Genomic DNA, 19936 nt, shown 5'->3' on the forward strand with positions numbered 1-19936 from the left:
AACTGGTAATATTATTATTCAGAATGTACAAAATTTCGAATCGGTTTCTTGTTGTATTAATGGTGCTGTTTGTGTGTTTTTCAGTAGCTGCACAGGAAGAAACGGAAAGTGATCTGGCCAAAAAAATCCAAAACCCGGTGGCTAACTTAATAAGTCTGCCTTTTCAGTATAATATCGATTTTGGAGCAAACAGTTACGATCCTATTCAGGGTGTTTATCACGATCGCGCCATTCATACGCTTAACATCCAGCCTGTTTATCCGTTTTCCTTCGAAAAGTTTAATCTTATCACCCGCACCATTATTCCAATAAAAAGGCTGCCGCTCGATATTGAAGATTCAAAATCGGGATTGGGAGATATAAGTTTGAATTTGTACATCACCTCGCCAAAACCGCACAAAGTAACTTTTGCCTATGGTTTGTCGTTGTTGTTGCCAACTGCAATGAACGGTTTGGGCAGTGGAAAATGGAGTGCCGGCCCCGGTGCAGTAATGTTGGTTCAGCCAAACGGATGGACGCTCGGAGCGCTGGCCCAAAACAACTGGTCGTTTGCCGGAAAAAGCAATCGCGCCGATGTGAATCTTTTTTATTCGCAGATTTTTATCAGCAAAAACCTTTCAAAAGGCTGGTACCTGAATAGTGCCCCGGTTATAACGGCGAACTGGGAAGCCGACTCCGGAAATCAGTGGACAATACCGCTGGGTGCCGGTTTCGGACGACTTTTTACAATTGGCCAGCAACCTGTAAATGCGCAGCTGGGGTGGTATAATTACATCGAAAAACCGGTAAACGGGCCTGAGAACGAGTTGCGTTTTCAGGTGGTTTTATTATTTCCGAAATAAATACTTCGAGTTATGAAAAATAAATGGATAGTTGCGGCTCTTGTGTGTCTCTTGTTTTCAGCTTGTGTTCCAACAATGAAATACACCTGGACAAAAGAGAACTACACCGCAAAAAGTTTTGATAACATTCTGGTTTTAGCCATTACTCAAAACCTGGAAGCCAGAACTATTTTTGAAAACACGATTGTGAAAGCATTGGAGGAAGAAGGATTTCAGGCAGAGAACAGTTTGAAATTATTTCCGCCAGTTGTTAATATCGACAAATTAAGCGTGGAGGGAATCGAGTCGAAGATTAAAGCGTCTGATTACGATGCAGTAATTGTGTCGAGCCTTGTCGACGTAAAATCGCAGGAAGTGTATGATTACGACAGTTTCTATCGTCCCTATCCTTATTTTTATCCACGGCACATTTATTACGGCTATGGTTATGCTTACCGTCCGGGTTATTACCGCCAGGAAACTTCTTTTGTAATCGAGTCGCGTTTGTTCGATACTCGCGCAACAACAAAAGAAGATGCAATTATCTGGTCGGGGCAATCAGAACTGATCGATCCGGTTTCGTACGAATCGGGAGCAAAAGATCATGCCTATTCAATGGTGAAAACCTTGCTGAAATCGGGAGTTTTGAAACAATAGTAGAAAAAGTTCTGAACTGAATTTTATTCGGCTGCTTTAGCCACTCCAATCGGAACGTTTACTTTTAAAAGCACCGAGTGATGAAGACTTGATGAGCGGTCTTTAAATACATCGGTAAGTCCCTGGTAGTAACGAACTCCAATGCTCCAGCCAGTGCCTTTTACAAGTTTGTATCCGGCGCCAACGGCTATTCCGGCATTAAACCAGTTCACTAATTCTTTATTGTAGTCTTTAATATTAATGTCTTTATTGTCTTCGTCCGACGAAAAAGCGACCCATCCGTTGTACAGCCAACCGAGTTGTGGGCCGGCTTCCAAGTATATGTGATTGTCGAATTTGTAGTTGGCCAAAATCGGCACCATAAAAGCATTCACTTTCTGATTGTATTTGCCTTCTACATCGTAAGTTTCAGCTTCAAGAAACTCAAGATCGGAAGCCGAAAGTTCGCGCATTCCAAGGTTCGAAATGCCCTGAAATCCGGCGTGTAAATACCAGTTGTTCTTCATTTTGATATCGAAATACATTCCAAGGTTAAAGGCGCGGAGGTTACCGTCGTTGTCGAATCCGTTAACGTTTGTGAAGTCTATTCCACCTTCGAGGCCAAACTCGATGTTGGGGGAGTTTAACTTATCGCCCAGCAGCAGGGAAATAATTACCTGTGCGTTTGAAAGATTAGCCAGCAGAAGAAATGCGCTTATAATCAGTATTTTCTTCATTAATCAGTTTTTTCAACGATTGTTCGGTATTGCAAGTTGATTACAAGATAGGAATAAAACCATTGAACGGCAATGCCTGCTGGCCGGTAAAAAGAACTTTTGTTTACGGCGGATGCGGGTAATTTTATTTGTTATTCAGGATTAAAAGCCCGAACTTTTGTGATGCGATTTTATCAAACATAATCAATTATATCTTATCATGAGAAAAACCTTTGTTACCATGCTTTTCCTGTTTTCCGGATTGGCTCTTTTTGCACAGAGTATTGAGTTAACACCAATATTTGGTTATACAGTTGCCGGGAAAGTAGACAACTACGGCCGGTATCTAAATGTGGAGAACAGTGCACTTTACGGCGGATTATTAAGTGTACAGTTTGATGATATGATGTACGTAGAATTGAGTTACGAACGAAACGATACCAAAGGCAATGGCTTTTTGCGATCGGCTGACATGGCAGTTGAGCACTACCAGGTTGGAATGCTTCGTGAATTTGGTATTGGTAAGATTGTTCCGTTTACCAAGGTAAGTCTTGGTACAACGCGTTATGCGCAAAAGTCGGGTGGCGACGAACGATTATGGCTTTTCTCCGGAGGGATAGGGGCAGGTGCCAAGCTATTTCTTTCTGACAGGATTGGCCTGCGATTGTTTACCAACCTGATGTTGCCGCTTGAGTTTGATGGAGCCGGTTTTTGGTGTGGTGTAGGAACCGGAGGAAGTGGATGTTCAGGCGGGGTGAGTTTTAACGTGCCTATTGTTCATTGGGACATGGGTGCCGGTTTAATTATTCGTTTACAAGACTAGAAACAAATTATTTATATTATGAAGACTTTACGGCTTATTTGCCTTTTTCTGGCTACGCTTACCGCTTTTGCGGCAAACAGCGAAGAAAAGCTTGTTTGGCCTCGCGAAATTGAGGCCTCCGGAAATGTAATTACCTTATACCAGCCACAACTCGAGTCGCTGAATGGAAATATGCTCGATGGCCGAATGGCAGTTTCGATTAAAACCAAAAGCGATGACATGATATTTGGTGCGCTGTGGTTTAACGCAACGCTTTTAACCGATATGGAAGCGCGGACAGCCGACCTGGTAAAAGTGGAGATTCCGATGATAAAATTTCCCGACGTGGAAGACGAATCGAAACTGGAGCAGTTGAAACAATTGGTTATTGACGACATGGAAGCGCTCGATGTAAAAATGTCGATCGATCGTATTTTGGCCGATCTTGAAGATGAGGAAAACCTGGAATTGCTGAATGATCAGCTCAACAATAATCCGCCCGAAATTTATTATCGTTCAGAACCTTCGGTTTTGGTGATTATCGATGGTGATCCGATTATGAAAACGGTGGAAAAATCGAGCCTGGAATATGTGCTGAATACGCCTTTCCTGATTCTGAAACGTAAATCGGACTATTACCTGAAAGGCGGAGACTATTGGTTTACTGCCTCTGATGTGTTGAGCAAAAACTGGAAACAAACAAAATCGGTTCCGAAGGATGTAAAAAAGGCGGCCGACAAAATGATGGATAAAGAGGAGGAACCGGAAGTTGAAGGAAACGACGCCATCCCGGAAATCATCGTTAGTTCCGTTCCTGCCGAGCTCATCAGTTCCGATGGTAAACTGGAGTACGAAACCATAAAAGGCACATCCTTGCTTTTTGTGAAAAACTCGGAGAACGATATTATAATGGACATCAATTCGCAGCATCATTTTGTGTTGTTGAATGGCCGATGGTTTAGCTCAAAAACATTGGCCGATGGCGACTGGACATTTGTTGAGCCGGATGATCTGCCCGAAGATTTTGCTAAAATTCCGGAAGATGAATCGATTGCAACGGTAAGGGCCAGCGTGCCGGGAACACCCGAGGCAAAGGAGGCGAAATACGAACAGCAAATGCCGCAAACGGCAGTGGTCGACCGAAAAACAGCATCGGTAACTGTGGAATATGATGGCGATCCGAAATTTGAAAAAATTGAGGATTCGGAGGTGGAATATGCCATAAACACGGCAAGCACGGTGTTGCGCATTAAAGCAAAATATTATTGTGTCGACGATGGAATATGGTTTGAGTCGACAAAAGCAACCGGCCCGTGGATTGTTAGCGATTCGCGTCCGGCCGAGGTAGACGAAATTCCGCCAAGCGCCCCGGTTTACAACGTAAAATATGTGTACATCTACGATTCAACACCCGACGTGGTTTATGTAGGATACACTCCCGGTTATTGCCATTCATACTGGTACAACGGCTCTGTTTTTTACGGAACCGGTTATTACTATCGCCCGTGGTATGGCAGTTACTATTATCCGCGTCCGTGGACTTTTGGTTTCGGAGTGCACTACAACCCGTACACCGGCTGGGGCTTTAATGTAGGTTTTAGCTACGGATGGTTTCATATGAATTATTACGGTGGAGGCTACGGTTATTGGGGGCCGGCAGGTTATCGTCACGGCTACCGCCATGGTTATCATCACGGCTATCATCATGGTTACCGCGATGGTTATTTGAGGGGTTACGCAGGCGGTTATGCCAACGGCCGTTACAACTCTCGCAATATTTATAACCGCAGAGACCGTGGTATAAGAAGTACACGCGATGTGCGAAATAGAGATATGCCAAACCGCCGGGATAACGTTTCGTCGCGTCCGTCATCGCGTCCGAACAATGTTTATACCGACCGTGATGGAAACATTATGCGTCGCGACAATAACGGCAACTGGCAGCAAGAGAATAAACGGCCAAGTACGCGCCCCGATCTTCCAAACAAATCGGGAAATACGAATGCAACGCGGCCATCTACACGACCCACGCAGCCAACTCAGCGCCCGTCAACCCGCCCGACTCAACCAACGCAAAGGCCATCAACAAGGCCAACGCAACCAACACAACGTCCGTCGGCAAGGCCGGCAACACGGCCAAATACTCTGGAGCGTGATTTCAACAGCCGAAACCGGGGAACAACGCGATACAATAATTTCCAGCGTAGTAGGCCAACAACTACTCCCCGAAGTCGCCCAATGCCGGCACGAGGCGGAGGTATGAGACGGTAAAGCATAAAAAAAGAGCAGACACTAAAGTGCCTGCTCTTTTTCTTTTCGCCTGCTCTTTATTAGCGCGAAACTACTTTTTTATTCACCAGTTGTTTGGCAACAAGATAAGCCAAAGCTTTTGCTTCTTCTTCAACCGATTTTATGTTGGTCGATTTTGTTTGTGCCCGGTAAATCAGTTTTTCCGAGTCAACGTCGTACAGGTTACATTCAATAAAGTAGGTAACATCATCGGTGTAGTAACCCGAGTTATAGATCGTACCGAGCGAATAAGCGTAATAATCGTAGTACATTCCGCTCATTCCATATGGCGAACCATAGTAACCCGTTCCACCTACTGCAATATTCCGGTCGTTCACCCATCTTTTTTCATGTGTCATATCAAAAAGCGTAACAATCATCAGCGCGTCAATATTGTTTTCTTTCACTTTGGTAACCACCGATTTTCTTACTGCTTCCGAGTCTTTCAACAGCTCTTCGCCCTGGCTTACACGTGCTGCCAACGGAAATACATCAACGGTTGACATACCGTTTATTCCTTTTTCTTTTAGCTGATCAACAATGGCGTGCTCGGTAACATACCGGTTCGACGAATTGGGGAAAAGAACCGTAACACCAATATTGTCGTACTGTTTCGGAGTATTGTCTTTGTCCGACCATGAATTGATGAGTTTGGTTGATGAGCAACTGGTAAGCAGAAAACTTACGGCGATCAGAAGATAACTTAATTGTTTCATTGTAACTAAATGTGTTGTTGTTATGTACAATAATACAAAATTTATGATGAGTCATTGTTATGATGAGTTAAGAGATGTTGTAAACAGCACCTCATTTTTCAATAAAATAATTTGATGACATTATCTTTGCATAGTGATTGTGTTATAGCTCAACAAATTAAATATCTATTTGAACGAAACTGTCCGGCAATGAAACGTTTGATAATTAGTCTGCTTTTATTACTCCTCCTGAATTATAGTTACGCGCAGCAAAATGCCGACAGTGCGCTTTTTGATCCGGTTTCGCACACCCTTTCTGATATTCGATTTTTCGATAATGAGGAAGCACTTACCATTACTTTAAAATACGATATCTCATCCTTTATCAGAACAAAAGCAAAAGGAGAGTACTTTCCGGCCGAGCTTACTATTCATCCAACCGACAGCACTTCCGTACTAAAAAATATAAGGTTAAAAGCACGCGGCAACTTCCGTCGTGGTCATTGTTTTTTCCCACCTATTTTCCTGAACTTTAAAACCGACCCCATTGAGGAAACCGAGTTAGCCGGAATCAAAAAGATAAAAATGGTTACGCATTGTTCAACCTCAAATGCTTACCAGGCTTATGTGTTTCGCGAATTTCTGGCATACAAAATCTATAATATTCTTACCGAAAACAGCTTTCGGGTGAGGCTGCTGAATATTAATTATATCGATACGGGGAGGAAAGAACGCAACTACGAGCAAATTGGCTTTTTGCTGGAGCCGATGGATTTGTTAGTCAAACGACTGAAAGGAGTTGAAGTGCGGCAGGAAATTATGCAGGGAAAAAACCTGTTGCCCCGTGAAAGTACATTTGTGGCCCTTTTCGAGTATTTTTTGGGCAACACCGACTGGCGTTTTACCAGTGGCCATAACATGAAATACATAAAGTTGGCGGAGCTGCAAAAGCCGTATCCTGTTCCGGTTCCTTACGATTTCGATCATGCAGGTTTTGTGAATACCAGTTACTCAATGCCCCAAACATGGAGCAGTGTGGAGAAAGTTACCGATCGCGAATACCTTGGTTACTGCCAGCAAGACGAAGAAAATTACCTGCAAGCCATTAACTTGTTCAACAGCAAAAAAGAGGAGATCATTCGCACCATCGAAACATTTGAGTACCTCGATAAAAAGAATAAAAATCAGGTGTTGAAATTTGTGGACGATTTTTTCAGAATGGCAGAAGAACCTGAGATTTTAATCCGTAAATTACAGGGAGAATGCAGAGACCTTGATTTTTAAACCAATAATAATGACTGATTTACAAGCCATAAGTATTAGCAGTGCACCCTGGACCGAGTTTCTTGTCCGGCTGGCCATAAATATTGTTTCTATTTTCTTTCTGATCAGGGTGGTGTACTACCCTAAAAACAGCCGCATAAAATACCTGTTTACTTTTTTCCTGATGGGAATGATGATCTTCCTGATCGCATCCATCCTCGACCGGGTAAGTTTAGACATGGGATTTGCCCTTGGCTTGTTCGCCATATTTGGCATCATTCGCTACCGCTCACCGTCAATCGACCTGAAAGAAATGACTTACCTGTTTCTGGTTATTGGTGTTTCCATCATAAATGCTTTACTCGAATTTAATATTCAAACCCTGTTTGGGCTCATACTCGCGAATCTGCTAATAAACGTTTCGGCGCTGATAATGGAATATTACAAACCCAGGGCTTATGCGCTAAAACGTGCTTTGGTTTTTACTCCATCCGATTTTTCGATACTGAACGATAACCAGAGTTTGTTGGAAGAGATCAGGCAAAATACAGGTATTGATGTGCTGCGGGTTGAGCTGGAAAAGATTAATAAGGCGAAAGATGAAGTTACAGTCTGGATCTATTTCCATGAAAATAAACCGGAGAGTGTAATTGAAAACCCCGATGAGGGATTACCCCCCGCCGAATCGCCCACAATTTGGGAGAGTAACGATACCAGTAGCTACTAAGATCATCTATAATTGAGGGAACTCGTTTTAATCAAGTAAATTGGTTCTTGACCCCCTATAATCCCCCGAAGGGGGATATTTCCTCCCCTTTGGGGAGGCCAGGTGGGGTGAAATTTCAAGAACCTGTTTCAACAAAAAAGGTCCGGCAAAAAACCGAACCTTTCGTATATCTTCAAACTGTTGTATGTCTATTTTAAGCCAATTCCGAGACCTAAGCTCAGGTACGACTGACTTGGGAAGTCGCCCGCTTTAAATCCGTAGTTGTATTTTAATTTCACAGAAAGCCAGGCTTTGTAGTTCATATCGTAAAGCATCCCGATTTCAGGAGCGAGATTAAACAGCCACTTGTCTTCGGTTAAGGTAAATATGCCAACATCGTTTCGGGTTTCGTTGTACGAAGTTCCCAGACCAAAACCAGCATAAGGAATGTAATCGCTTTGTCCCGAAAAGTATTTCTTCACATTTACATGCACCGGAAAAATATTGGTGTAGTGAAACTGAACAGCGGTAATCGTCAGGTCGTTATGGTAAAATGTTTCTTCCGGAATTTTCTCGCGAAATAAGTTCCATGCAATGTTAAAACCCACCGACAGGTCTTCGCTTAAAAATCGTTCTACTTCAAAATCAATTCCACGCGGGCTAATATTATCGCTAAAGTCGGCTGTTCCTCCCATCGGCATCGAAGGCAGATAATTAATAAAAATACTCGTTCCTTCCTGTGCTTTTAATGTGGTGGTAGCCAGAAGTATAAGTGATATAATGATGTATTTCTTCATAATTGCTGGGTTTATTTTAGTAAGTAAGGGCTTTGTTCAAATACCTGGTTAATTTCGTTTGTCAGGCGTTGCTGAAGAAATGTATCGGATCCGGCCAGTATGCCCATTGCAGCTCCCTGCCACGGCATGGGCAGTTTAAACGAACTGTCGTCATCTGAAGGTATCTCAACCTCGTTCATATTCAACATATCGATAAACAGAGTTCCAACAGTGTAACCCTGCGCCGGGTATGTTGGGAAAATCGGCCAAACGGGGTAACCCGGATACCATGGATCGTCGTACCACGGGAACCACCAATCCCAGGGGTACCAGTACCACCAATCCCACCAATAGTAATAATAGTTGTTTACATCGGTTTCTAAAACCGAAAGCATTATCGAAACATCGGCGTCTATTTGTCCGTCGGTGGGGCCGGTAACTTCTGTCCAGCCCATATCAAGAAAATTTTGCCTTACCAGAGAAATAATCAGATCGTTTTGCGAGTGGTTGACATTTACCGACGATCCGGCTTCTTCATCGTTGATATAAACGATGGAATCTTCAAGGTAAAAAGTCTGGAGTTGAGAGAAATCCTGCTCTTCGTCGTATTGCGTAATGGCAACGTCCAATTCCTCAACGGTGGCATCGTAATCCGGATGACACGAAAAAAGAAGGGCCGAAGCTAAGAGGAGAAGAGCAAAAATGGGGTACTTTCTATTCATAGTAACATGCTTAAAATATGTATTTATAATCAAAATGTGTTTTGCGGTTAATCTTCTGCATTTTTAACATCTGTAGTTTCTAATTGTTCTTTAACGTCATCAAGCCACAGCTGAAGAATTTGATAACCCAAAGCCATAACTACTGCGCCAATAAACAGGCCGATCATTCCCATAAGCAACATTCCGCCAATTGCTCCGATAAGAATAACGAGCATGGGGATATTAAGTCCGCGGCCCAGCAACATTGGTTTTAGAACATTGTCGCTTAAGGCACCCACAATTCCCCAAATGGTAAACAGTACTGCGGGAGCTCCGCCAACGGCCGAAAACATATAAATAATGAGTGGTATGATAATCAGAAAGACCGGTATTTGTGCTACTGCAAAGAAAAATGTAACCAACGTTAACAGGGCGGCAAGTGGTATTTTAAATACAAAAAGTGCGGCAGAAATAATTGCTGTTTGAATAACCGCTGTTCCTAAAATGCCGGTTACAACGCTGCTTACGGTTTTTCTGGAATTGTCTACAAATTCAGTACCTTTTTCTTCGCCAACCAAATGGTTAAAAAGTTTATAAACAAAAGGATAGCCCGACTTTGCATTGGCCAAAAACATGCCTGAAATAATAATGGACAGCATAAAAACCAGTGTGGTTCCCATAAAACTTTTAAAGAAGTTAAGCACCTTTTGTCCTAAAGCCTCTATTTGTGGTTTGAATTGAGTGGCTGCGGCAGAAACATCTACTGCAAACTGATGCCACGAGTTGTAGATCGATTTTCCAACCAACGGCCAGCCGGCAACTTTTTCAGGTGGCTCGTTAACTATGAGTTCTCCACTTTTTAGCTGCGTCGAGAGGTCTTTTACATTCTCGAACAAGGAGCTGACAAATGTTCCGGTGGGGATGAGTAATAGGGCCAAAAGAACAAGCGTAATGATTGTGGCCGACAATCCGGATTTACCTTTCAGCAATTTGGTAAACCGAACATGTAAGGGGTGAAATGCTATTGCAATGATTATTCCCCAGATTACAGGTACCAAAAAAGGCTTAAAAATCAAGAAGCAAATTACTACTATTGCGAAAATTAGCGCTGTTTTAATGTAGGTCTCAATGTTCTCTTTTCCAAGTGTGTTGGCTGCTTTTTTTATAGACATGATATAGTTATTTTTAATTATGTTCTGAAGTAGTTGACAATTTGTTGAAATTATTTGCTCTATTGTGTATTATCGTAACATCGTAATTAACTTTTGACTAAATTTACGGCATTAAATTAAATTTGTCAAGTTGACATCGAAATTGAAAATATCAAATCTACTGGTAAGCTACCGGTGCTTGTTCGAGTGCTGGATCTTGTATGCTTAGAATCTATCGCTTAGGTTAACCCTGTTTCTTTACTTATTGTTTAATTTAATTTTTTTGAAGTCATGTCTTTAGCAGATGAACTAACCATAAAGACACCCGAGCGCCCGGCTGGCGCTGAAGGTAATTTTTACACGCCGCATCCTAATGCTATTGGTCCCGGCATGAACGAACGCGTTCAGCGTTTGCGCAAACTAAGTGTTGAAACACAGGAGTCGCTGTCGATTGAGCGCGCCATGATCACCACTAAGTTTTATAAAGAAAACTACGGGAAGTACTCGGAGCCGATGATGCGTGCCCTGAATTTCCTGGAAATTTGTAAACAAAAAACCATTTATATAGGCGACGATGAATTGATTGTTGCCGAACGTGGCCCGGTTCCGAAGTCGGTTCCAACTTTCCCGGAATTAACCTGCCACAGCGTTGAGGATTTTCATGTGTTGAACACGCGCGATCAGCAACAGTACACCATTTCGCAGGAAGATATTGATACCTACGAAAAAGAGGTAATTCCATACTGGGAAGGCCGCACTATGCGCGAGCGTATTTTTAGTCACGTGCCAAACGAATGGAAACGTGCCTACGAAGCCGGTGTATTTACCGAGTTTATGGAGCAGCGTGCTCCCGGTCATACCGCGCTCGACGGAACGATCTACAAAAAAGGGATGCTCGATTATAAAAAAGAGATCAACGATCACATCAACCGTCTCGATTTTATGAACGATGTTGAAGCCACCGAAAAGCTGGAAGAATTAAAAGCCATGGACGTGTCGTGCGATGCTGCCATTGTTTTTGCAGAGCGCCACGCTGATCTGGCTGAGGAAATGGCAAAAACCGAAAGCGATCCGAAACGAGTTGCTGAGCTGAAGCGAATTGCAGAAGTGTGTCGCTGGGTACCTGCCAACGCGCCTCGAAACGTGTGGGAAGCCATTCAGATGTACTGGTTTGTGCACCTGGGAACCGTTACCGAATTAAACGGTTGGGATGCGATGAATCCGGGCCATTTCGATCAGCACCTTACACCGTTCTTCGAAAAAGAACTGGCCGAAGGAACGCTGACCCGCGATGAGGCCAAGGAACTGATCAGCTGTTTCTGGATAAAAGTAAATAACCACCCTGCGCCACCAAAAGTAGGTATTACAGCGCGCGAAAGTGGTACTTTCAACGATTTTACCAACATCAATATCGGCGGTGTAAAACCCGACGGAACCAGTGGTGTTAGCGAGGTTTCGTATATGATGCTGGAAGTTATCGAAGAGCTGCACATTTTGCAACCCGGTAACTCGGTGCACATTGCCAAAGTTACACCCGACGAGTTTTTGCAGGCTGCCGGAAAACTGATCCGTCAGGGACACGGTTACCCATCGGTTTTCAATCCTGATATGTACATCCAGGAAATGGTGAACCAGGGAAAAACCTTGCAAGATGCCCGCGAAGGTGGCTGCAGCGGTTGTATCGAGGTAGGAGCTTTTGGTAAAGAAGCGTACCTGTTGACCGGTTATCTGAACGTTCCGAAAGTTATAGAGATCACGCTGAATAACGGTATCGATCCGGTAACCGGAAAAGTTGCAGGTATTGAAACCGGTGACCCGCGCAATTTTAAAAGCTACGACGAGTTGTACGAGGCATTCCTGAAGCAGCTGAATTTTGTGGTAGACCAAAAAATACGCGTAAGCAACTACATCGACCAGATGTTTGCCAAATATGCACCGGCGCCATTTCTTTCAGTGGTAATTGAAGACTGTATCTCGAAGGGAAAAGACTACTACAACGGTGGCCCGCGCTACAACACCAACTACATTCAGTGTACCGGTTTGGCTACGGTAACCGACAGTCTTTCGGTATTGAAAAAGCATGTTTTCGAAGACAAGACTTTCTCTATGGATACCATTCTGGATGCAGTAGCCAAAAACTTCGAGGGCGAAGAAGTATTGCGTCAACGCATTCTTAATCGTACACCGTTCTTTGGTAACGACGACGAATATGCCGACACGATTGCCGTACAGGTGTACAACGACCTGCTGGCTGCCATTGAAGGAAAACCAAATACCAAAGGAGAAGTATATCATTTAAATATGCTATCGACCACCTGCCACGTTTATTTTGGGCTGGTGCTGGGAGCCACACCAAACGGACGTTTTTCCGGCAAATCGATTTCCGACGGTACATCGCCGTCGCACGGTTGCGATACACACGGGCCAACAAACGTGATCCGTTCGCTGGGTAAACTCGATCAGTCGAAATCAGGCGGTACCTTGTTAAACCTGCGTTTTGTACCAAGTTTGTTGAAACGCGACAAGGACGTGGAGAAACTGGGTCACCTTATCCGCAGTTATTTCTCGTTGGGTGGTCACCACATTCAGTTTAATATTGTTGATACGGCAACGCTTTTGGCGGCACAGGCTTGTCCCGAAGATTACAAAGACCTGCTGGTGCGTATGGCCGGATACAGCGATTATTTTAACGACATGAATGCCGATCTGCAACAGGAAGTTATTGACCGTACACAGAACGAGGTGCTTTAAAATTGAAGACTATAAGAGTTATATAGACCCCCTAAATCCCCCGAAGGGGGACTTCTCCTCCCCTTTGGGGAGGTTGGGAGGGGTCAGGATTACAACGTGAAGTTACTTTTCACATTTGGTAAACATTAAAATGAATCAATCATTAATATTCGATATAAAACGTTACGCCATTAACGATGGCCCGGGTATTCGAATCACCCTGTTTATGAAGGGATGCCCGTTGAGCTGTAAATGGTGTCACAACCCCGAAAGCCAGTCGCCGGGTGTACAAAAGCTGTATACCGAATCGAAATGTATCGGGGCGCAGGAGTGTGTGAAGATGTGCCCGGAAGATGCGCTTACACTTACGCCGAAAGGAATTGTTACCGACTACCAGGCCTGTACCCTTTGTGGTATTTGTGCTGATGTATGCCCAACGAAAGCCATCGAAATGTCGGGGCGTACCTACGAGATTGACGAGCTGATGCAGATCATCGAACGCGAGCGCGTACACATCGAGCAATCGAATGGCGGTGTTACCTTTTCGGGTGGTGAGCCCTTGATGAATCCCGATTTTCTGATGAAAATGCTGGATGCCTGTGGCGAAAGTAAACTGCACCGAACCGTTGATACCTGCGGATTTGCCGACACTGAAACCTTGCTGAAAGTGGCTAAAAAAACCGAGCTTTTCCTGTTTGACCTGAAGCTGATGGATGAGGCAAAACACAAAAAGTGGACAGGCGTAAGCAACAAACTTATTCTGAAAAACCTGCAGTTGCTGGCCGAAAGCGGCGCAAACATCAATATTCGTGTGCCGTTTATCCGCAATGTAAATGCCGACCATAACACAGTTACCGAAATGGCGGAATTTATAGCTGCTTTACCGGGCAAAAAGCCGGTGGTAAACTTATTGCCGTACCATAATATTGCGGCCAATAAGTACAATAAATTGGGGTCAAAATACAACGAGTTCAATATGGAAGAGCCCACCGAAGAGGAACAGAGCAGGGCAATCGCCATATTCGAAAAATATGGTATAGAGGCGGAGGTTGGTGGTTAGATTGTAAGTCGTGAAAGTATTAAAAACATTCATGATTCTTTGGAACCTTCAACAGAAACTCTCCCTCACTGGGGCTGTCCCAAAAGTGCAACAAATAAAGATGAAACTTTCAGTTTATAACACACTTTAATTTTACCCCTCCAAACCTCTCCGCCAGCTGTCGGAAGGCTTAAAGTCCCCTGTAGGGGATTTAGGGGTGAGAAATTAAGTGGTTACTTACAGATTATAAGTTATTCTATTAAAAGAATATCTTTTTGGACAGCCCCACGATTGTGTCGAAGGCACAATCAGGGTGAGTCCATAAACTACAACCCAGATTCTGCTATTGATTTTCAGTAGACCTTCAAAATAAAAGGGCATCCAAAGCGGGTGCCCTTTTGTTTTATGTTATACCAATTATGAAAATGATTAAGCTATTTTTTATTATTTTCAAATTGGTTAAATGCCGATATATAAAAACAAAGTCATTGGGAGTGTGCGAACCAATGGCTCAATGTTTTTAATAATCGGTATTAATACCCTCAACCTTTTTACATTAGCATATGTTAATTAAAACAGGTGGCTTTTTTGCCGGATTTATTATGCGTTTCTGAGATGAACTTCTTAACTTATACAACCATAATATCAAGTATTGTAAAAATTCATTTAATAACACACACATTAAGTGCATAAACATTAATAACTATGAAACACAATGTTAGTATTTTAAAGAAGAGTTTATTACTACTACTCTTCTTACCATTTGTAACTTTTGCGCAGGATAAACCCAACATCCTTGTTATAATGGTAGATGATGTTGCTCCAAACTCGCTTAGCTGTTACAGTTTGGGAATGCAGTACCCGACACCAAACATCGACAGGATTGCAAAAGAAGGCGTACTTTTTACCGACCACTATTCGCAGCCCAGTTGTACTGCAGGGCGTGCTGCTTTTATTACCGGACAAAAACCGATTCGTACAGGATTAACTACCGTTGGCCAACCCGGTAATCCACTTGGAATTAAAAAGGAAGATCCAACACTGGCTGAATTACTGAAACCATACGGGTATATGACCGCACAGTTTGGTAAAAACCACCTGGGCGACCGTAACGAGCATCTGCCAACCGTGCATGGGTTCGATGAGTTTTTTGGAAACCTTTATCACCTGAATGTTTCGGAAGAAGAAGAGCAGGCTGATTACCCGAAAAGCAAAGAATTCTATGAAAAATATGGTCCGCGTGGCATTATCGAATCGTATGCTACCGATACTTATGACGATACGGTAGATCCGCGTTTTGGGGTAATTGGAAAACAAAAAGTAACCGATATTGGTAAACTCACCAGCAAACGTATGGAAACTTTCGACGAAGAACTGGTTGCCAAAACCGAAGATTTTATGAAGCGCGCACACGATGCCGGCAAGCCATTCTTTATCTGGCATGCAACAAGCCGCATGCACGTTTACACGCACCTGAAAGAGGAATCGCGTAACCTGGCAACGCCGATAAGTACTGATATGGACTTGTTTGGTTCGGGGTTAATGGAACACGACGGACATGTTGGTGAAATTCTGGATTACCTCGATGAGCTGGGAATTGCCGACAATACAATCGTAATTTATACCACCGATAACGGACCGGAACAAAGTACCTGGCCCGATGCCGGTGTAACACAATTCCGTGGAGAGAAAATGACCACATACGAAGGTGGTGTGCGTGCGCCGTTTATGGTGCGCTGGCCCGATGAAATTCCTGCCGGACTTATCCGTAACGGTATTTCGGCTCACGAAGATGTGGTGCCTACCATTATGGCTGCCGTTGGCGAGCCTGAAATTAAGGATGAACTGAAAGCCGGAAAAACAATTGGCGACATGACCTACAAAGTGTATATCGACGGATTTAACAACCTCGATTACTGGGAAGGAAAAACCGATGAGTCGGCCCGTAACTATTTCTTTTACTACTACGAAAGTGGTTTAACTGCCATGCGTGTTGGCCCGTGGAAAATGCACTTTGCCACCAAGGAACGTTACTACGAAGATATGGTAGTACATACTATGCCGCAGTTGTTTAACCTCAGGAAAGACCCTTACGAAAAATATGATGGTGTATACGGTTTCGAACTCATCATGCATAAATCGTGGGTTTTCCAACCGGCTATTGGCTATTTGAATGAGCACCTGTCAAGTTTCAAAGATTTCCCTCCGCGGCAGGAGTCTGCGTCGCTTGATATCAACAAAGCTATTGATGCGATTTTGAAATCGGATACACGGCAATAACGAATTTTATTCGGAATAAAATAGCAAAGGGCATCCAAAGCGGGTGCCCTTTTATTATTTATGTTAACACCCTCAACCTTTTTATATTAGCATATGTTATGTAAACAAGAAGGACTTTTTTACCGGTTTTATTAGGTAAATCTGAGTCAACTTTCATAACTTATACAACCTTAATATCAAGTATTGTAAAAATTCATTTAATAACACACAGATTAAGTGCATAAACATTAACAATTATGAAACACAACTTTAGAATTTTAAAGAAGAGTTTATTGCTACTGCTCTTCTTACCGTTTGTAACATTTGCGCAGGAGAAGCCTAATATCTTAATCATTTTCCCCGATGATGTGGGCTGGAGCAATGTAAGTGCTTATGGAAACGGCGTTATGGGGTACACAACTCCAAATATCGATCGGATAGCCAAACATGGAATCATGTTTACCGAACATTATGCGCAACCATCCTGTACTGCTGGTCGTGCTGCACTGATTACCGGGCAGTACCCCATTCGTAGTGGAATGACAACCGTTGGCCGCCCCGGTGGTGAGTTAGGATTGAAAAAAGAATCGCCTACACTGGCAGAAGTATTGAAGGAACAGGGTTATGCCACCGGACAATTTGGTAAAAACCACCTTGGCGACAGAAACTCGCATCTTCCTACTGTTCACGGATTCGACGAGTTTTTTGGAAATCTTTATCACCTGAATACGCAGGAAGAGTTCCAGCAAAAAGATTATCCGCAAGATCCTGAATTCTTTAAAAAGTATGGAACCCGCGGAGTGTTACATACCTGGGCAACCGACGAGGATGATCCTACTGTTGATCCACGATTCGGACGTGTTGGAAAACAAAAAATTGAAGATACTGGTCAACTGTCGAAAGAAAGAATGGAAACCGTTGATGAGGAGTTTATGGCAGCTTCACTCGACTTTATGAAAAGAGCCAAAGACGATGGAAAACCGTTCTTTTGCTGGTTCAATCCAAGTAGAATGCACATGTTCACCCACCTGAAACCCGAGCATCGTTACCTGGCTTTACCATACACTACCGAGCACGATTTTTATGGAAGTGGTATGATGGAACACGATATGATGATTGGAGAACTGCTCGACGAGCTGGAGAAAATGGGCGTATTGGAAAATACAATTGTTGTTTATTCTACCGATAATGGTCCTGAGCACAGCGCACGCGTACACGGGGGAACTACACCGTTCAGAGGCGAAAAAATGACAACCTACGAAGGCGGAGTGAGAGTTCCGATGATGGTGATGTGGAAAAACCATATTCCTGAAGGCAAAGTGTTAAGAGGTATTCAATCGCACATGGATATATTTACTACCCTGGCTGCTGCAGCCGGCGAGCCTGATGTTGCGGAAAAAATGGAAAAAGAGCGCCATCAGTATATTGATGGGGTGAATAACCTGGATTACTGGTTGGGTAAATCGGATGAAAGTAACCGGAATAATTTTATTTATTACCACGAGTCCGATATTCGGGCAATTCGTGTAAATCAGTGGAAGTTACATTTCCAGACCAGTGAAAATTATTATGCTCCTTACGTGAAACAGAAATTCCCGATTATTTACAATCTGCACTTCGATCCTTATGAAAGTTTCGATAACCTTACCGACCGATCGGATATTGTGCAACGGAAGCAGTTTCTTAATGAGCCGGTTCAGGAGATTCTGGGAGAACATATTCAGTCGCTGGCCGAATATCCACCGGTACAAAAAGCAGCAACTCTGGATTTCTCTGAACTGATGAAACAATTAAGCGAAGGAAAACAGTAGCGAAAATTCCCCGCTATCGCGCGAATCCTTTCGCGTGATAATAGGATACAACAATGCTAAAAGGATCCGATCCGTTTAAGTTGACTTAAATACGGATCGGATCCCTTGGTTCAAATAAAAGGGCATCCAAAACGGATGCCCTTTTTTACGTCATTCTGAACTTGTTTCAGAATCTCCTAAATCTGATTCTTATAGCTACAGGCTTATCTCGATAACTATCGGGCGAGGGTAGTGAATTTCCGGCAACAGCAGGGCTTTAGCCTGGGGTTAGTGAATTCCTGCTCGCGCCTCCCGAAACCTTGGCACCCTCGCTGCCGCGCGAATCCTTAATTCTTTACCTTCAGGCTTTCCAACGGAACCCTGGTATACTCCACATCTTCTTTATTGGTGGCATACGCTACATACAAAGCGCCCTGCCAAATCATACTTTTAGGATAATGATAGCCGGGTCGTTTGGCTTTTCCCGGATAGCGCAAGGGCTGGAGATCCTCACCTCCCGATCGTAGCAGGTAAGCCGTATTGAAGTTCGCTCCGGTAGCACCAAGTGTTACAACCAGCGGTACCCGTAGTTTGTAGTTTACAGGGTTGCCTACCATAAAGGCGGTTCCATTGGGCAGGTTACCTGCACTTTGTTTCGAACGCGAGTCGGGCATAGAGGTGAGTTCCGGCGTGGTCCAGCTTTCACCACGGTCGGTACTCACCGAAGCCAGCCGACGGAAGCTACTCTGCTGATCGCGGAAGGTCATCACCAGGCTATCGCTGCCGCGAAGAAACCAACTCGGTTCCATTTCTCTTGATTTCTCGCCTGTGGAAGGCAGGAGCGTGTAGTTGGCTTTCCTCCAGCCGCGGATACCCATGGCATCGTCGGTATAAATTGGGTTTACCCGTATGCCCGGAGTAAAGTGAGCGGCATTGATTATTCGTCCATCCGGAAGGGGGTGAGGGTCTTGTTCAAAAATTCCGTTTAAGGTATCGCCATTGGCCATCAGCACGGGACGAAGGATTGACCAATGCGTTCCATCGGCACTGGTGGTGTAGGCCGTATACACCGACTGGTTCAACCTCCAGACATTGATATAGGCAACCAGGGTATCTGCCGTGGCCCACCATCCTCCCGAAGTACAGAAACCATTGATGAATGTCGGGGAAAGTTGCCGGGGGGAAGTCCATGTACTATCGTTTAATCCGATACTGTATACAACATGGGTGTCGGGTGCATCTTCATCGGTTCGGGAGCTTTGCCACTGGCAATAAAGTTTTCCTTTAAAACCAATCATCACCACGCCGTTATTAAACCGGTTGTCGTTCGAATCGGGGGTAAATACCCTGAAGGATTGTGTTCCTTCGGCAGAGGTACATCCAAGGTGTGTACTGTCGCTTGTATCAAACATTGCGGTGTCTACCAGGAAAGGCGACCGGGCTACCTGCTTCGCATTTTGACTACAAGAACACATAAATGTGCCCATTAATAGAATAAAGGATAAAATGTGGGATATAGTTTTAAGCATATTAAAGTTATTCGCTGATTATTGCAAAGGGTA

16 protein-coding genes are annotated in these 19936 nt (G+C 43.8%); 10 read left to right on the plus strand and 6 right to left on the minus strand.

Annotated features, from left to right (window positions below; genetic code table 11):
* The first annotated feature begins 23 nt into the window (after positions 1-23).
* Both QZ576_RS12335 and QZ576_RS12340 read left to right on the plus strand, forming a co-directional pair.
* On the plus strand, positions 24-842 hold the full coding sequence (locus tag QZ576_RS12335) for a hypothetical protein (RefSeq protein ID WP_297097590.1): 819 nt from the start codon (positions 24-26) through the stop codon (positions 840-842).
* A gap of 12 nt (positions 843-854) precedes the next feature.
* Complete coding sequence (locus QZ576_RS12340; RefSeq protein ID WP_297097592.1) at positions 855-1478, plus strand: hypothetical protein; 624 nt, start codon at positions 855-857, stop codon at positions 1476-1478.
* A gap of 23 nt (positions 1479-1501) precedes the next feature.
* Here QZ576_RS12340 and QZ576_RS12345 read toward each other — a convergent pair whose 3' ends face one another.
* On the minus strand, positions 1502-2194 hold the full coding sequence (locus QZ576_RS12345) for a porin family protein (protein ID WP_297097594.1): 693 nt from the start codon (positions 2192-2194) through the stop codon (positions 1502-1504).
* Between the two features lie 199 nt (positions 2195-2393).
* Between QZ576_RS12345 and QZ576_RS12350 the strand changes: the two genes are divergently transcribed.
* Together QZ576_RS12350 and QZ576_RS12355 are read left to right on the plus strand one after the other, a co-directional pair.
* A complete protein-coding gene (locus QZ576_RS12350; RefSeq protein ID WP_297097596.1) occupies positions 2394-2996 on the plus strand; it encodes a hypothetical protein in 603 nt (200 codons plus the stop codon).
* 18 nt (positions 2997-3014) lie between these two features.
* On the plus strand, positions 3015-5246 hold the full coding sequence (locus QZ576_RS12355; protein WP_297097598.1) for a hypothetical protein: 2232 nt from the start codon (positions 3015-3017) through the stop codon (positions 5244-5246).
* Between the two features lie 59 nt (positions 5247-5305).
* On the opposite strand, the gene QZ576_RS12360 is transcribed toward QZ576_RS12355, so the two are convergent.
* Positions 5306-5980: a hypothetical protein gene (locus tag QZ576_RS12360; protein ID WP_297097600.1), complete on the minus strand. Its 675-nt coding sequence runs from the start codon at positions 5978-5980 to the stop codon at positions 5306-5308.
* A 189-nt stretch (positions 5981-6169) separates the two neighbouring features.
* On the opposite strand from QZ576_RS12360, the gene QZ576_RS12365 reads away from it, so the two are divergent.
* Complete coding sequence (locus tag QZ576_RS12365; protein WP_297097602.1) at positions 6170-7243, plus strand: hypothetical protein; 1074 nt, start codon at positions 6170-6172, stop codon at positions 7241-7243.
* A 10-nt stretch (positions 7244-7253) separates the two neighbouring features.
* A complete protein-coding gene (locus QZ576_RS12370; protein WP_297097604.1) occupies positions 7254-7949 on the plus strand; it encodes a DUF4956 domain-containing protein in 696 nt (231 codons plus the stop codon).
* Positions 7950-8137: 188 nt separating this feature from the next.
* On the opposite strand, the gene QZ576_RS12375 is transcribed toward QZ576_RS12370, so the two are convergent.
* The 3 genes from QZ576_RS12375 to QZ576_RS12385 are packed head-to-tail and all read right to left on the minus strand — an operon-like array spanning position 8138 to position 10577.
* The gene (locus QZ576_RS12375; protein WP_297097606.1) at positions 8138-8725 is read right to left on the minus strand and encodes a hypothetical protein; all 588 of its coding nucleotides are present in this window, start codon (positions 8723-8725) and stop codon (positions 8138-8140) included.
* A gap of 11 nt (positions 8726-8736) precedes the next feature.
* Positions 8737-9426, minus strand: a complete 690-nt coding sequence (locus QZ576_RS12380; protein ID WP_297097608.1) for a DUF4136 domain-containing protein — start codon at positions 9424-9426, stop codon at positions 8737-8739.
* A 47-nt stretch (positions 9427-9473) separates the two neighbouring features.
* Positions 9474-10577, minus strand: coding sequence for an AI-2E family transporter (locus QZ576_RS12385; RefSeq protein WP_297097611.1), 1104 nt, complete (start codon positions 10575-10577; stop codon positions 9474-9476).
* A 270-nt stretch (positions 10578-10847) separates the two neighbouring features.
* Here QZ576_RS12385 and hypD point away from each other — a divergent pair, with 270 nt between their 5' ends.
* The 4 genes from hypD to QZ576_RS12405 all read left to right on the plus strand — a co-directional run bounded on the left by hypD (position 10848) and on the right by QZ576_RS12405 (position 18395).
* Entirely contained in the window at positions 10848-13307 is a 2460-nt protein-coding gene (gene hypD / locus QZ576_RS12390) for a trans-4-hydroxy-L-proline dehydratase (protein ID WP_297097613.1), read from the plus strand.
* A gap of 130 nt (positions 13308-13437) precedes the next feature.
* Entirely contained in the window at positions 13438-14346 is a 909-nt protein-coding gene (locus tag QZ576_RS12395) for a glycyl-radical enzyme activating protein (RefSeq protein ID WP_297097615.1), read from the plus strand.
* Between the two features lie 684 nt (positions 14347-15030).
* The gene (locus tag QZ576_RS12400; RefSeq protein ID WP_297097616.1) at positions 15031-16605 is read left to right on the plus strand and encodes an arylsulfatase; all 1575 of its coding nucleotides are present in this window, start codon (positions 15031-15033) and stop codon (positions 16603-16605) included.
* Between the two features lie 236 nt (positions 16606-16841).
* Positions 16842-18395: an arylsulfatase gene (locus QZ576_RS12405; protein WP_297097618.1), complete on the plus strand. Its 1554-nt coding sequence runs from the start codon at positions 16842-16844 to the stop codon at positions 18393-18395.
* Between the two features lie 326 nt (positions 18396-18721).
* Here the strand turns inward: QZ576_RS12405 and QZ576_RS12410 are convergent, their stop codons facing one another.
* Positions 18722-19849, minus strand: a complete 1128-nt coding sequence (locus tag QZ576_RS12410) for an exo-alpha-sialidase (protein ID WP_297097620.1) — start codon at positions 19847-19849, stop codon at positions 18722-18724.
* Between the last annotated feature and the right edge of the window lie 87 nt (positions 19850-19936).

The organism is uncultured Draconibacterium sp., assembly GCF_913060805.1.
Taxonomy (GTDB): domain Bacteria; phylum Bacteroidota; class Bacteroidia; order Bacteroidales; family Prolixibacteraceae; genus Draconibacterium.

Excerpts from the sequence above, each read along its gene's own strand:
- QZ576_RS12360 (WP_297097600.1), bottom strand. The coding sequence starts at position 5,980 with ATGAAACAATTAAGTTATCTTCTGATCGCCGTAAGTTTTCTGCTTACC.
- QZ576_RS12340 (WP_297097592.1), top strand. The coding sequence starts at position 855 with ATGAAAAATAAATGGATAGTTGCGGCTCTTGTGTGTCTCTTGTTTTCA.
- QZ576_RS12345 (WP_297097594.1), bottom strand. The coding sequence starts at position 2,194 with ATGAAGAAAATACTGATTATAAGCGCATTTCTTCTGCTGGCTAATCTT.
- QZ576_RS12400 (WP_297097616.1), top strand. The coding sequence starts at position 15,031 with ATGAAACACAATGTTAGTATTTTAAAGAAGAGTTTATTACTACTACTC.
- QZ576_RS12375 (WP_297097606.1), bottom strand. The coding sequence starts at position 8,725 with ATGAAGAAATACATCATTATATCACTTATACTTCTGGCTACCACCACA.
- QZ576_RS12350 (WP_297097596.1), top strand. The coding sequence starts at position 2,394 with ATGAGAAAAACCTTTGTTACCATGCTTTTCCTGTTTTCCGGATTGGCT.
- QZ576_RS12380 (WP_297097608.1), bottom strand. The coding sequence starts at position 9,426 with ATGAATAGAAAGTACCCCATTTTTGCTCTTCTCCTCTTAGCTTCGGCC.
- QZ576_RS12395 (WP_297097615.1), top strand. The coding sequence starts at position 13,438 with ATGAATCAATCATTAATATTCGATATAAAACGTTACGCCATTAACGAT.
- QZ576_RS12385 (WP_297097611.1), bottom strand. The coding sequence starts at position 10,577 with ATGTCTATAAAAAAAGCAGCCAACACACTTGGAAAAGAGAACATTGAG.
- QZ576_RS12370 (WP_297097604.1), top strand. The coding sequence starts at position 7,254 with ATGACTGATTTACAAGCCATAAGTATTAGCAGTGCACCCTGGACCGAG.
- QZ576_RS12365 (WP_297097602.1), top strand. The coding sequence starts at position 6,170 with ATGAAACGTTTGATAATTAGTCTGCTTTTATTACTCCTCCTGAATTAT.
- QZ576_RS12405 (WP_297097618.1), top strand. The coding sequence starts at position 16,842 with ATGAAACACAACTTTAGAATTTTAAAGAAGAGTTTATTGCTACTGCTC.
- QZ576_RS12410 (WP_297097620.1), bottom strand. The coding sequence starts at position 19,849 with ATGTGTTCTTGTAGTCAAAATGCGAAGCAGGTAGCCCGGTCGCCTTTC.
- hypD (WP_297097613.1), top strand. The coding sequence starts at position 10,848 with ATGTCTTTAGCAGATGAACTAACCATAAAGACACCCGAGCGCCCGGCT.
- QZ576_RS12355 (WP_297097598.1), top strand. The coding sequence starts at position 3,015 with ATGAAGACTTTACGGCTTATTTGCCTTTTTCTGGCTACGCTTACCGCT.
- QZ576_RS12335 (WP_297097590.1), top strand. The coding sequence starts at position 24 with ATGTACAAAATTTCGAATCGGTTTCTTGTTGTATTAATGGTGCTGTTT.